General features: G+C 40.5%; 12 protein-coding genes. 6 read left to right on the top strand and 6 right to left on the bottom strand.

Annotated elements, in window-relative coordinates; all coding sequences use genetic code 11:
- Positions 1-3: 3 nt before the first annotated feature.
- A complete protein-coding gene (locus NFS43_RS11545) occupies positions 4-1719 on the bottom strand; it encodes an ABC transporter ATP-binding protein (RefSeq protein ID WP_251551821.1) in 1716 nt (571 codons plus the stop codon).
- A gap of 129 nt (positions 1720-1848) precedes the next feature.
- The gene (locus NFS43_RS11540; protein WP_251551820.1) at positions 1849-2154 is read right to left on the bottom strand and encodes an iron-sulfur cluster assembly accessory protein; all 306 of its coding nucleotides are present in this window, start codon (positions 2152-2154) and stop codon (positions 1849-1851) included.
- A gap of 383 nt (positions 2155-2537) precedes the next feature.
- On the opposite strand from NFS43_RS11540, the gene qoxA reads away from it, so the two are divergent.
- The 4 genes from qoxA to qoxD are packed head-to-tail and all read left to right on the top strand — an operon-like array spanning position 2538 to position 6377.
- Positions 2538-3518: a cytochrome aa3 quinol oxidase subunit II gene (qoxA, locus tag NFS43_RS11535; RefSeq protein WP_251551819.1), complete on the top strand. Its 981-nt coding sequence runs from the start codon at positions 2538-2540 to the stop codon at positions 3516-3518.
- Positions 3508-5487, top strand: coding sequence for a cytochrome aa3 quinol oxidase subunit I (qoxB, locus tag NFS43_RS11530; RefSeq protein WP_251551818.1), 1980 nt, complete (start codon positions 3508-3510; stop codon positions 5485-5487). The genes qoxA and qoxB overlap by 11 nt, the downstream gene beginning before the upstream one ends.
- Positions 5477-6082: a cytochrome aa3 quinol oxidase subunit III gene (gene qoxC, locus NFS43_RS11525; protein ID WP_251551817.1), complete on the top strand. Its 606-nt coding sequence runs from the start codon at positions 5477-5479 to the stop codon at positions 6080-6082. Before qoxB ends, qoxC begins: the two co-directional genes overlap by 11 nt.
- Position 6083: 1 nt before the next feature.
- The gene (gene qoxD, locus NFS43_RS11520) at positions 6084-6377 is read left to right on the top strand and encodes a cytochrome aa3 quinol oxidase subunit IV (RefSeq protein WP_251551816.1); all 294 of its coding nucleotides are present in this window, start codon (positions 6084-6086) and stop codon (positions 6375-6377) included.
- A gap of 41 nt (positions 6378-6418) precedes the next feature.
- Here qoxD and pssA read toward each other — a convergent pair whose 3' ends face one another.
- The 3 genes from pssA to NFS43_RS11505 form a co-directional block, all read right to left on the bottom strand.
- On the bottom strand, positions 6419-7120 hold the full coding sequence (pssA, locus tag NFS43_RS11515) for a CDP-diacylglycerol--serine O-phosphatidyltransferase (RefSeq protein ID WP_277613939.1): 702 nt from the start codon (positions 7118-7120) through the stop codon (positions 6419-6421).
- Between the two features lie 30 nt (positions 7121-7150).
- Positions 7151-7813, bottom strand: coding sequence for a phosphatase PAP2 family protein (locus tag NFS43_RS11510; protein WP_251551814.1), 663 nt, complete (start codon positions 7811-7813; stop codon positions 7151-7153).
- A gap of 114 nt (positions 7814-7927) precedes the next feature.
- Positions 7928-8728, bottom strand: coding sequence for a TerC family protein (locus tag NFS43_RS11505; protein WP_251551813.1), 801 nt, complete (start codon positions 8726-8728; stop codon positions 7928-7930).
- A 384-nt stretch (positions 8729-9112) separates the two neighbouring features.
- Here NFS43_RS11505 and NFS43_RS11500 point away from each other — a divergent pair, with 384 nt between their 5' ends.
- Positions 9113-11185 (top strand): peptidoglycan D,D-transpeptidase FtsI family protein, encoded by a 2073-nt coding sequence (locus tag NFS43_RS11500; protein WP_251551812.1) that lies wholly within the window; start codon positions 9113-9115, stop codon positions 11183-11185.
- 465 nt (positions 11186-11650) lie between these two features.
- Positions 11651-12001: a hypothetical protein gene (locus NFS43_RS11490; protein WP_251551810.1), complete on the top strand. Its 351-nt coding sequence runs from the start codon at positions 11651-11653 to the stop codon at positions 11999-12001.
- Positions 12002-12011: 10 nt separating this feature from the next.
- Here NFS43_RS11490 and NFS43_RS11485 read toward each other — a convergent pair whose 3' ends face one another.
- Positions 12012-13433 (bottom strand): PAS domain-containing sensor histidine kinase, encoded by a 1422-nt coding sequence (locus NFS43_RS11485; RefSeq protein WP_251551809.1) that lies wholly within the window; start codon positions 13431-13433, stop codon positions 12012-12014.
- Positions 13434-13603 lie beyond the last annotated feature (170 nt).

Here is a 13603-nt window from a genome sequence, read left to right as displayed (position 1 = left end):
TTATTATTGTTGATATTGCACTTGATGTAATGCAGCAAATATTCCGCCTTGTTTAATTAAATCGTCATGCTGTCCTTCCTCGGCTATACCCGCTTCGGTGACAACGACGATCCGGTCAGCATTCCGTATTGTAGCCAATCGATGGGCAATCACCAAGGTTGTACGGTTTTTCGACAGTTCATTTAAGGAATCTTGAATCACCTTTTCTGTCTCCGTATCTAGAGCAGAAGTAGCCTCATCCAATATAAGAATCGGCGGGTTTTTCAAGAACATTCTTGCAATCGCCAGCCGCTGCTTTTGCCCGCCAGACAGCTTCAATCCCCGTTCGCCTATCTGCGTCTCATAACCATCCGGCAGTGTTTGGATAAAAGCTTCCAGATGGGCTCTGCGTGCCGCATCATAAATTTCTTCATCCGTCGCCTCATTTTTCCCATAAGCAATATTTTCTCGAATCGTCCCTGTAAACAAAAATACATCCTGCTGCACGATACCGATTTGGGAACGCAAGGATTTCTTGGTCATTTGACGAATATCCAATCCGTCAATCGTTATCGAGCCGCCTGTCACATCGTAAAATCGCGGAATCAGCGAGCAGATTGTTGTTTTTCCAGCCCCAGAGGGACCAACAAAGGCCACAGTTTCACCGGCAGGAATTTTTAAATCAATATTTTCCAGTACAGTTTTATGCTCATCATATTGAAATGAAACACGATCAAATACAATGTTACCTGCTAATGATTGAACCTCAATCGCATCTTCTCTATCTTTAACATCGGGTTCAGAATCGATCAACTCAATAAACCGTGCAAAGCCCGCCATACCTTTTGGATACAATTCCATAATGGCGCTGATTTTATCGATTGGTTTAAATAGAACATTCACATAAAGTACGAACCCAACTAATTCACCGTAGGAGAGCTGTCCTGAAAAACTTAGCCAGGCTCCATAAACCAATACAATGACGGTAATAAGACGAGTCATCATATAAATGCCGGAAAGGCTGAAGGACATCACCTTGTATCCCCCGAGTTTGGAAGATCGGTAGGTTTGGTTATTCTTTTTAAATTTTGCAATTTCAAATTCCTCATTAGTAAAAGATTGTACCACCCTGCTTCCGGATACACTATCTTCCACTCGGGCATTAACATCCGCAATGCTGGAGTACATTGACTCCCAAGCTTTATTCATTTTGATGTTACATACGGCGACCAGCAAGATCAACAACGGCAGAATCGCTATTGTAACAAGAGCTAGTTTGAAATTGACGTTAAACATGATCCAAAAAGCCCCAATAAAAGTCATGAATGAAATAAATAGATCCTCAGGCCCATGATGAGCAAGCTCCCCTAGATCAAATAAATCATTGGTGATCCGGCTCATGATATGGCCGGTTTTCATATTATCAAAAAACCGGAATGACTGTTTTTGAACATGTTCAAACAGCTGCTGCCTCATATCTGTCTCAATATTAATCCCCAGCTTATGGCCCCAATAATTCACAATATATTGCAAAAAAGTACTAAACAAATAGACCATAAAAAGCCCAACGCTCACAAGAACCACTGCCTGCCAATTACTTTTAGGGAGCAGGTCATCAATAAACCACTGTACTGCAATCGGGAAGGCCAATTCCAATACGGCAACCACCACAGCACTGCTAAAATCTAACATAAACAGTTTTCTGTGAGGCTTATAATAGGAAAAAAAGCGTTTTATCATAAAAGTCCCCTTTGATTTTTATCACAATAATAGGATTATATGAAACATCCCCCTATTTTTTCAAGCATTTCGAATTTTTACCAAATAGCATAAAAAACTGACCCAATTTGGGCCAGCTTCACTTTGCTTCTAGTGGTGATGGTGATGACCGCCCATGGCAGGGTTTGTAATCACCCATTCTTCCTGTGGAACCTGGAAATATTGGATCCAAACGCCATCTAAATAGCGGTCGCCTTTTTCTAAAATAAAATCGATATCTTTATCTGATTTCACCACTTCATCATTTTCCGTTGGTGTATCAAGCATCAGATCATAGTGGGCATGATCTCCATGGATATTTGTCACATATACGCGGAACATTTTTCCTTGCGCTTCTTCTGCTTCCAGCATTTTCTTTAATGCCTTTGCCGCATTGCGGTTAATTTTTACCTTCATAATTGAAAACTCCTCTTTCAAAAATTCATTACTATTACTTCATTACTATAGTAAAATCGCTCATCTATTGCAAATAAATCTGATTAAATTAACCTTTTGACAGCATCCAAAAGTTTATTTCCAAAATAATACTTGAAAAGGTATTTAAAACCTTAACAAATTTGTCACAAATTTGTTCAAAAACCTATATAAACATCACAGACATCTTGGTAATATAATTTTATGAAAAAACCATATCAGTAATTATTCTAAACAAACAATGATTACAAATTTGGCAGCCAAAAGGCTTTAGGTTTTTGGCTAAGTGTACAAAAGATTGTGAATATATTCACATCGAATTGTCCTGTTGAATACATGATAATGGAGAGGAGATTTAGTAAAAAATGTTTAAAAAACGATGGTTTATTCCATTGCTTTCACTTTTGCCCGTTTCATTGTTGAGCGGCTGTGACGGCAAATTAGTGGTCTTTGATCCTAAGGGCCCTGCTGCCAGGGATATCTTGGATTTAATTAACTGGTCGCTAGTTTTTATGGCACTTATCGTTGTCGTTGTTTTCGGTTTATTTGCCTATGTGATATGGAAATATCGTGCGCGGCCGGAAAATGAGGGCTACGAACCGCCTGAAGAACATGGCAGCACCAAACTGGAAATGATTTGGACTGCGATTCCGATTGTTATAGTTATCGCGTTAACCATTCCAACCGTTACAACGGTTTACAGCCTTGAAAAGCCTCCTGAGGAGTATGCCGACAAGGAACCTATTGTGATAAATGTTACATCTGCAGACTGGAAATGGATTTTCAGCTATCCCGAACAAGGAATTGAAACAGTCAACTATGTGAATATTCCAGCCGGCACACCAGTTCAGTTTAAATTGACCTCTGCTGGCACAATGCAATCCTTCTGGGTACCTGCTCTAGGCGGCCAAAAATATACGATGAATAAAATGGAAACAGAAATGTATCTGACTGCAGACCAGCCTGGTGAGTTTTTAGGAAGAAACACGAACTTTAACGGCCGAGGCTATGCCGATATGGAGTTCACAGTCGAAGCAAAAACTCCTGAAGACTTTGAAAAATGGGTCAATGAAGTAAAAGATACAGCTCCTAAATTGACGGAAAAAAAATATTTAAGTTTGCTCAAGCCTACCCACTTAGGCCGCGAAACTTATGTTGGTACACATTTGCAATGGGTTGACCACGGCAAAATGAATTCTGGAACTTACACAAATCCTGAACTTTACGAAGTTCATGGTGTAAAAGGCAAAATTTTTGAAGATGAAGAATCCACTGACAAGTCCTCAAACACGGAGGATATGGACATGGATGAAAAGACTGATGGAGGTGAGCAAGATGGACATTAATTGGCGTGATTTTTTTATCGTCGGAAATCCATTAATATTAGGCTCTCAAATTGCGATCGTTCTTGTGGTAATTGGTATCGTGGCACTGCTTACCTACCTAAAAAAATGGCAGTGGCTTTGGCGCGAATGGATTACCACTGTTGACCATAAACGTATTGGGATTATGTATATCCTTGCCGGCGTTTTAATGTTTTTCCGTGGCGGTGTTGATGGGCTAATGATGAAGGCTCAAACTTCCCGCCCGGAAATGAATTTTTTGGATGCACAGCACTATAACGAGGTTTTCACTACTCATGGTGTCATAATGATTTTGTTTGCAGCAATGCCGCTTTTGATTGGGATCATGAACTATGTGATTCCTCTGCAAATCGGTGCGCGTGACGTCGCTTTTCCGCAATTGAACGCCTTGAGCTTCTGGCTGTTCTTCAGCGGTGCGATGCTATTTAACATTTCTTTCGTTATTGGCGGATCTCCTGATGCTGGCTGGACTGCCTACTTCCCTCTTGCTGGTAAAGAGTTTACTCCTGGAATCGGGAATAACTACTATGCAGTGGCGATCCAGATTGCCGGTATCGGTACACTGATAAGCGGTATTAACTTTATTGTTACTATCTTAAAAATGCGTGCAAAAGGCATGACTCTAATGAAAATGCCAATGTTTACTTGGACTTCTTTCATTGCATCAGTCATAATCGTTTCCGCCTTCCCTATTTTCACAGTTGCACTCGCTTTAATGACATTAGACCGGATCTTCGGTACCCACTTCTTTACGCTCAGCGGCGGAGGAATGGATATGATGTGGGTCAACTTGTTCTGGTTATGGGGACACCCTGAAGTTTACATTGTGGTACTTCCTGCCTTTGGGATGTTTTCAGAAGTTATTGCCACATTCTCAAGAAAAATGTTGTTCGGCTATAAATCGATGGTATTCTCTGTTGTCGGGATTGCCTTTTTAAGTATGCTTGTTTGGGTTCACCACTTCTTTACAATGGGGGCAGGACCTGCGGTTAACTCCGTGTTCTCGATTACAACCATGATGATTGCGATTCCTACCGGGGTTAAAATGTTTAACTGGCTTTTCACTATGAGAAAAGGCCGAATTGAATTCTCAACGGCGATGCTTTGGGCTCTTGCCTTTATCCCATGCTTCCTCATTGGAGGAATTACAGGGGTAATGCTGGCGATGAGCGCTGCCGATTACCAGTATCATAATACGTTATTCTTAGTGGCTCACTTCCACTATACGTTAATCCCTGGTGTTGTCTTTGCAGTCTTTGCCGGCCTTTATTACTGGTGGCCAAAAATGTTTGGCCATATGCTGAATGAAAAGCTGGGAAAAATCCATTTCTGGTTATTTACAATTGGCTTTAACGTTACGTTCATGCCAATGTTCTTCCTGGGACTAGATGGTGCCGTAAGACGTTCTTATACCTATTCAGCGGAATCTGGGTTTGCCCCGTTATTCTTAGTTTCAGCCATTGGTGCGGCTATTTTGGCAGTAGGTTTTGCCGCTTTTTGTTATAACATCTATTGGAGTGCCAGACATGCAGACCGGAATATTTCAAACGACCCCTGGAATGCGAGAACTCTGGAATGGGCAACAGCTTCCCCTGCCCCATTCTATAATTTCGCCAAGGTGCCAGAGGTCAAAACACTTGATGCATTCTGGCATATGAAAAAACATAACGAAGGTTTAACCCTTAGTGATGATGAAATTAAAGAGATTCATATGCCAAGCAATTCCGGACTGCCATTTTATATGGGAGTAATCTTCGGAATTACTGGGTTCTTCTTAGTCTTTGAATGGAAAATTGCAGCTCTTGTCGCTGCTGTCGGAATCATCATCGGGCTGATTATCCGATCCTTTGATTATGATGACGGTTATCATGTGACGGTTGATGAAATTAAAGAAACCGAAAAATCATGGCGCTCAAGTGGTGGAAAAGGGGTGAAGAATCATGTCGGCTAATGCGAATACAGCTTTGCCGCTTGAATACCAAACAGAACAAAATCGGTTGAATATTCTAGGATTCTGGGTTTTCTTAGGAGCAGAAATTATCCTGTTTGGAACATTGTTTGCTGTCTATTCGGTATTAAATGCCCGCTTTGCCGGCGGACCTACTCCGAAGGATCTTTTTGAAATTAAAGATGTGATGATTGAGACCATCCTTCTGTTAACCAGTAGTTTTACATGCGGTCTGGCCATCTATGAAATGCGCCGAAACAATAAGAACGGCTTATTGCTTTGGTTTATTATCACATTGTTGCTTGGTGCTGGATTTGTATTTATGGAGATTACTGAATTCGTCCATTATGTACATGAAGGGGCAACGATGCAGACTAGTGCCTGGTTATCTAGCTTCTTTACCCTTTTGGGGACGCACGGACTACATGTCAGCATGGGAATTGGCTGGGCAGTCATGGTGATCATCCAAATACTGAGGCGGGGATTAACTCCAGTCACTGCCCGCAAGACCTTTATTATTGGCCTTTACTGGCACTTCCTGGATGTTGTTTGGATCTTTATTTTCACATTTGTTTATTTAGCAGGGATGGTGAGATAATATGGAAAAACATAAGAACGGCTTTCCTGTAACTCATGTGATCGGGTTTATTATGTCATTGGTTCTCACCTTTGGAGCACTTGGAGTGGCATTAAAAACCTCTCTTCCGTTTACAACGATTATCTGGTTGATTGGTTCATTAGCGGTCATCCAGGCAGCACTGCAGCTATATATGTTCATGCATATGAATGAGGGAGAGGATGGAACGGCTAACACCATCAACGTCATCTCCGGCTTCTTAGTCGCAGTTGTTGCGGTTGCCGGTTCAATCTGGGTTATGTCATTTGGGATGTAAAAAAAAGGGTATTGGGCTCAAACTTGAGCCCAATACCCTTTTTATTTTCTGTTTATTCTCCTGCGCCTTCTTACCAGCTGATAACTTATATAAGCAAAATAAAGCGGAATGGCAATGTAAAGAAAATAAGGAAACCGATATTGCTCCTTTTTATAAAAAAGGAAAATGGCACATCCTAAAAACGCTGTTATAATGATTCCATACTTTGGAAGCGGAATTTCTTTTAAACTTGGAATTTTTATTGTGCTGACCATCAAAAAACAAATGGCGAAAAAAGCGATCGGCAGCAATATGCTTGGCATCTTTCCTTGAAACAAGGTTAATAAGGTCAGGATCCCTCCACCCGCTGTGATTGGCACACCAGTGAAATACTTAAGAGATGACTTAACAGCATTTATATTAAACCTCGCCAATCGGTAAGCCCCAAATAACGGAAAGAGGCCGGATAAGGCCATTCCCCATAATCCATAAATCGAAAAATAAGAATAATAAGCCATCATGGCCGGCGCCACTCCAAATGTCACAATATCAGCAAGGGAATCCAATTCTTTTCCCAGCTCACTTTGGACGCGCAGCATTCTTGCCATCCTTCCATCCATACTGTCGAGCATCATCCCAATTAGGATAAGAATCGCTGCATTTTTATAATCTCCTTGTGCGGAGTACATGACAGATAAGAATCCGAAAAATAAATTACTCAAGGTAAATAGGTTAGGAATACTGTTTCTTATAATATGTATCACTCCAATTTTGCAAAGCAGTTATTTTTCCAATCACCCGCCTAGCTTATAGTTTTTATTATACCGCTTTTCCTTGTAGTATTGGAAAAATAAAATGGCCGCTGTAACCCAAACTCCACTGGCAAGATAACCTCCGATAATGTCCGTTGGATAGTGTACCCCTAAATAAATTCGGCTGAGGCCGATCAATAAGATCATCCATGTACTTGCTATTATCAGCCATATTCTCCCCCATTTTGTGTATAAATGCCTCCACATTAGAAATGCAAATATTCCATATACCGTAAATGCGTTCATCGCATGGCCGCTTGGAAAACTGTAGCCTGAAATTTCAACCAACTGGTGAAGGTCTGGACGTGCCCGATGAAAAATGAGCTTCAACATTAGATTTAAAACGGCAGAACCTATTGCGACTGAAATAAACAGAAGCAGCTCTGAGTAATGGTGCAGCAATTTATATAAAATGTACATGCAAAGCAAACAAAGTAAAATAACAACTGGAACCGAGCCAATAAAACTAAAAAACTTCATCAAACTTGTAAGCCATGGGGTTTCAAATCCTTGAATAAACGAAATCATTTGCCTGTCAAAATGAAGCAGACTATTCCCGCTAATCTGCAAGGCAAGCAAACTAAAACCAATTAAACATACAACGCTTAATACAAATGCAATGGTTAGGTATAATCTTAATCTCATGTAAATTTCCTTTCAGCCAGTTAACATAAAAGTAGATGCCAATCATTATTATTATACCTGATTGCCTGGTTCATACTTTAGGGGATGATAGCATGATCATCCCCTTTATGAAATCTAATTTGCTTGTTTAGCCGATTTTTGCTCCTGATGGCTGGATTTGGTTTTCCGACCCTTTGAAAAGAACCAGCCTGTTGCGGCAAGACCTGCCAATACTGCATAAAAGATAATTTTCCACTCGGTTGAATGGGCAAACGCCTCACTTAATATCGTTAATTGCGGATGTGACAGTGTATATATCGCCAATTTGACCCCGACCCAGCCGACAATCGCAAAAGCGGCAATTTCCAAACCGGGCCGCTGTTCAAGCAGTTTCACAAATAAGTTAGCGGCAAACCTCATAATCACTAATCCAATTACTCCGCCAGCGAAGATCACTAAAAATTTGCCGCCGTCAAGCCCGCCAATGTCTGGCAGCGGGGTTTGAGGCAGAACTACTGACATCGCCACTGCAGCTAAAATGGAATCCACCGCAAAAGCCATGTCCGCTAATTCTACTTTTAAAACAGTGCTCCAAAAACCTCCAGTCTTACGAGGATCTTTTGTTTTCACCATTTCTTGCGTTTTTCCTTTTGCTGTTTTACGGATAATATGGTTAATGGACATATATAGCAGATAGATAGCGCCAATTGCTTGAACCTGCCATACATCGACTAAATAGGAAATGGCAAATAAAGATGCAAAACGAAACACAAATGCTCCGGCCAATCCATAGAATAACGCCTTTTTTCTTTTTTCTTCTGGCAGACCCTTCACAATAATTGCGAGAACCAATGCATTATCAGCTGCTAACAGCCCTTCCAGTGCCACCAAGATTATTAACACCCATCCGTATTCCATTAAGATAGATAACTCCATTTCTGGTTCCTCCTCCAAAGAATATGAGTATCAAATATTCCTAGTGCCCATAAAAATAGGCCTTTACTTTTTACAGTATAGGCCTAAAAAACATCAAAAAGACCTTTACAGTAAAGTAAAGGTCTTGCTAACAACGTCCATGTTGCCAATAAAGCCGGAGGATTGCATCCTCGGAATGACGACTTTATTGTAGCAGCTACTCCCCTTTAAAAAGGTAATATTTAATTACTTACACTATATAATTATTTTTATTTATTGTCAATGCAAGTTTAAAAGAATACTGTTTTTTACAAAATTTTCATGAAATTTCATTCTAAAGTAGTAACAAATGAATTTTTAAACATACTAAATAATGATGATTTGCCAGGTAAGGATGTGACATAATTGGACAACCAGAAACAGAATAAGCCGAAGTCCCACTTTCCATTTCGCTTGAATATCCTTTTTTTCAGCGTCTTTTTTCTGTTTTCGATACTTATTTTACGACTTGGGTTTGTTCAAATTGTATATGGGGAGAACTTTAAACGGGACTTAGAACGAAAGGAAACCATTACGGTGACTAATCCCGTTCCCAGAGGAAAAATGTATGACCGGAACTTAAAGGTGATGGTCGATAATGTCCCCAAAAACGCAATTACCTTTACAAATGAAGGATTCAGTTCCAGACAGATGATGCAGACCGCTGAAAAATTGGCCAGCCTTATTGAGAATGGCACAGATAAGGTCACGGAACGGGACAAGCGTGATTATTGGATATTAAAAAATCCAGAACGTGCAGAAGCCAAAATTACCAAGAAAGAAAAAGCTTTATATGAATCCAAAAGGCTGACAGACATTGATTTATATGCGCTTAAATTAGAACGGGTCAGCAGCAAAGAACTGGCTGAAATAACCGTACAGGATCTTGAAGTGCTTTCTATATATAAAGATTTTAACAGCGGCTATAAGTTCACTTCGCAAATTGTCAAAAATGAAGGAGTTTCGGACGAGGAAATCGCAGCCGTGAGTGAAAACCTGCAATTTCTCCCGGGTGTTGATACCACAACCGATTGGGATCGGTCCTATCCATTTGGCTTGACATTGCGTTCTGTCCTAGGCAAAGTGACCAATTCAAAGGAAGGCTTGCCGGCAGACCAATTGGAGTACTTTTTAGCAAGAGGCTATAGCCGAAATGACCGTGTGGGCAAAAGCCAGTTGGAGCTGCAATATGAAGAAGTGCTGCGCGGCCAAAAATCGAAGGTGAAAAATGTTACCGATAAAACAGGGATGATCCTCGAAACTCTTCCTATAACCGACGGGAAAACAGGCAAGGATTTGGTGTTAACTATTGACATGGAGTTACAAAAAGCGGTGGACAAAATCGTTGAAGAGGAACTTTGGGCTTTAAAAAAACTGCCAGGCACAGCCTTAACGGACCGTGCTTATGTTGTGCTCATGGAACCCAATACGGGAGAAATCCTAGCAATGACTGGAAAAAAAATAGTCAAAGATCCTCTAGCTGGAGAAGAAGAAATGCAGGATGATGCCCTTGGGACATTTACCACTACCTACAATGTTGGTTCTGCTGTTAAAGGGGCAACCATTCTAACCGGCTTTAAAACAGGTGCTATTTCACCTGGCACTGTTTTGGATGATGCCGGCATTAAAATAAAAGACACTCCATTAAAAAAATCTTATGCCTACTTAGGCAGATTAAATGATATTGAGGCATTAAAAAAATCTTCCAATGTGTATATGTTCCACACCGCCATCCGAATCGGAAGAGGTAAATATGAATATGATAAACCTTTAACGTTAATGAATAAAAATGCATTTGAAGATATTCGCAATCACTTTGCTTCGTTTGGTTTAGGGACCAGGACAGGCATTGATTTGCCCAACGAACAATTTGGATATAAAGGGGCGAGCAGACTTCCCGGCCACCTACTTGATTTGGCGATCGGCCAATATGATACCTATTCAGCCATGCAGCTGGCCCAGTATATTTCCACCATTGCCAATGGCGGCTATCGCATGAAACCTCATATTGTTAAAGAAATCAGAAGTGCTGCCAGCCGTTCGGATGAGCTTGGACCTGTTGTTCGGGCGATAAACCCAACTGTTCTAAACACCATTGATGTCAAGAAGGATTGGCTGAATCAAGTAAAAATCGGTTTTAGGAAGGTTATGCAGGAACCTGGGGGGACCGCCTATAATTCTTTTCCAAATGTGAAGTATGCACCTGCAGGAAAAACGGGAACTGCAGAAGCCTTTTATGATGGGCCGATGCGAAATCAATATAAAGAACCCCCGCCAGTTATCAACCTAAGCCTTGTAAGCTATGCCCCAAGCGACCATCCAGAGGTAGCCATGGCCGTATTAGTCCCTTGGGCTTACCAAGGCGACAATGAAAACAAAGCCAGCCTAAAAATCGGCCGGCGAGTACTAGATACCTACTTCCAATTAAAAAACCAATGAAGAGACTTGGGGACTGTCCCCCGCTCTAGTAATGCTTTAACGCGTTGGGGGACTCTTTCCCAGCCGTTTTTGTATGTCTTCTCTTGGGTCCCAGCAATTGAATTTATAGGCGGTTTTGGTTTGGTAGCCTAAACGCTTGCAGTAGTATACCATTTGGCCGTTTTTTCTTTCGGCCAGAAAGTTTTTGCAAGTAGCACAGCAATGGTAGTCTTTCATTCCCTTCCCCCATGTTTAAAAGTTTCTTATTCTATTAATGAACTATTCATAATTTGTTCATAATCTCCCGGTATGATTATTTCAGGTTCCAAAAAGAACCCTTTTAACCTCCGCCCCCTTTTAAATATATTGTTTATGTACCTGGCTATCAGGCCGGGGCATTTTTTTTGTCCTAAATGAGTAATGAAAAGTATACTTCTCTCTCCAACTGTCAATAACATTACTAAATGTTTTGAGAGGAAGAGGCAAATGAAAGGAATTTATTTCATTAATGAGCGAATCCGTTTAAATGGTCTTTCCATCGAGGAGAGCATAACCCTTCAGGAACAATCGATCAAGCAATATATATCTGGTCAAAATATTGAAATTATCAAGCTGAATCCCCTTCAGCTAAAAGAACATTATACGATTCTTCATGCCCTTTTATATGATTTAAAAAAGGACCCAGTATGGCTCGATTGTTTTATTCACTATTCACCAAAAGTGATGGAAGATTTTATTTTTTCATACCCTGCTAAATGGCTGATTCTAAAAAGCTTTTTTAAAGAGTTCATCCCCATTGAATCAAAACCGGATTTTACGATTCAAAGAGCTCTTTAACTCTGTGAGGTTAGGGCAGCACCGGGAGCCATATCGAGACGTTCGTTCCTGCACCTAGTTCGCTATCGATGGTAATCCTGCCATTATGACTCTCTATGATCCGAAAACTGGTCATTAGTCCAAGTCCCGTTCCCTTCTCTTTTGTGGAATAAAATGGCTCCCCAAGTTTTTTTAAACGCTCTTGTGGAATTCCGCAGCCATTGTCATTTATTCTAATTAGGACCCCTGCCTGCTCCTGAATGATCCATACTTCCACATGCCCTCTCTCGCTAATCGCGTCAAGAGCATTTTGAATCACATTGGCAAACACTTGCTTTAAAGAATTGGGATCTCCCTGAATTAAGGGAATAGAAGGATTGGTGTATAAATAAATATTCTTTTTCTTCATTACCGCTTCCGTATGCATAAGCTTAATCACTTGTTCCAAGAGGTTATTCACGTCAACAAAGTGCGCCTTATTGGAATATGGCTTGGCAATCGATAGGAATTCCGAAATGATTCCTTCGACCCGCTGCAATTCATCTAAAATAATTGGTAAATATGCCGGATTCATTTCCTTTTCCAAATGGAACAGCTGCAGGAAACCCTTTATAGGTGTTAACGGGTTCCTAATTTCATGAGCAACAGCTGCTGCCATTTGTCCTACAACAGCCAGCTTTTCCGATTTCCTTAATCTTTCCTGTGTTTCCAAGCGATGCTGTATATCACGGGAAACCGAGATAATTTCCCGTAATTCTCCTGTTTCGGAATCAAATAAAACTTTAATGGTAGATTCGAGCCATCGGTATGATCCATCTTTTTTCCGGCCACGGTAGGTAAATAACATAGAGTTATTCTCAGAAGTCAATTCTTGGAGTTGAGGGAAAATAGCGGTTACATCATCAGGATGAATAAGATCAAACGGATTTTTACCGATCAACTCTTCGGGCTCATAGCCTAAAACCGTCTTAACAGATGGAGAAACATATAAAAAGGAAAAATCCACATGGTGGAGAATGATCATATCAGAGGAATGCTCAGCTAATAATCGGTATTTATTTTCACGATGATTCATCACAGCTTCCATTTGTTTCTTTTCCGTAATATCCAGGATTTGCCCAAGTAAGAACTCTTCTCCTGTATATGGATCCCATACTCGGGATACCGTCAGAATCCCCGTTTTCATCATCCCTGATTTATGTATATACCTTTTCTCAAGTTGATACTGATTTCTTTCCCCGTTTAATATTTCAGAGAATAGCTTTTCATCTAAAACCTGATCATCTGGATGGGAGATGGACGCCATGGGCATTGATGCTAACTCCTCTACTGTATAGCCTGTAAATTCGCAAAAAGCGGGATTATATTGTACGAAAGAAAAATCACTTTTACCAATCAACTGAGGGATCCGTGATTGGAAAAAGACTTCTTTAAATAAGCTGGAATGTAACATGGGACCCTCCAAAGCTTTACCCCAAATCAGCGAACCGAGGGGAAGACGAAAATTTGAACCATACCTTTAAGTATAAACGGAAACCATTATTTGATAAACTAAAAATTTTTTCAATTTTATAAAAAATTTCCCCTCAATTGAATCCAAGGCTGGTCTTATTGTAGAAATAT

The organism is Neobacillus muris (assembly GCF_943193175.1).
In the GTDB taxonomy this organism is placed as follows: Bacteria; Bacillota; Bacilli; order Bacillales; family Cytobacillaceae; genus Neobacillus; species Neobacillus muris.
This window is presented reverse-complemented; position numbering and strand designations above follow the sequence as displayed.

What these genes read in the sequence shown, in the direction of transcription:
- NFS43_RS11545 (WP_251551821.1), bottom strand. Translation starts at nt 1,719, where the DNA reads ATGATAAAACGCTTTTTTTCCTATTATAAGCCTCACAGAAAACTGTTT.
- NFS43_RS11540 (WP_251551820.1), bottom strand. Translation starts at nt 2,154, where the DNA reads ATGAAGGTAAAAATTAACCGCAATGCGGCAAAGGCATTAAAGAAAATG.
- qoxA (WP_251551819.1), top strand. Translation starts at nt 2,538, where the DNA reads ATGTTTAAAAAACGATGGTTTATTCCATTGCTTTCACTTTTGCCCGTT.
- qoxB (WP_251551818.1), top strand. Translation starts at nt 3,508, where the DNA reads ATGGACATTAATTGGCGTGATTTTTTTATCGTCGGAAATCCATTAATA.
- qoxC (WP_251551817.1), top strand. Translation starts at nt 5,477, where the DNA reads ATGTCGGCTAATGCGAATACAGCTTTGCCGCTTGAATACCAAACAGAA.
- qoxD (WP_251551816.1), top strand. Translation starts at nt 6,084, where the DNA reads ATGGAAAAACATAAGAACGGCTTTCCTGTAACTCATGTGATCGGGTTT.
- NFS43_RS11510 (WP_251551814.1), bottom strand. Translation starts at nt 7,813, where the DNA reads ATGAGATTAAGATTATACCTAACCATTGCATTTGTATTAAGCGTTGTA.
- NFS43_RS11505 (WP_251551813.1), bottom strand. Translation starts at nt 8,728, where the DNA reads ATGGAGTTATCTATCTTAATGGAATACGGATGGGTGTTAATAATCTTG.
- NFS43_RS11490 (WP_251551810.1), top strand. Translation starts at nt 11,651, where the DNA reads ATGAAAGGAATTTATTTCATTAATGAGCGAATCCGTTTAAATGGTCTT.
- NFS43_RS11485 (WP_251551809.1), bottom strand. Translation starts at nt 13,433, where the DNA reads ATGTTACATTCCAGCTTATTTAAAGAAGTCTTTTTCCAATCACGGATC.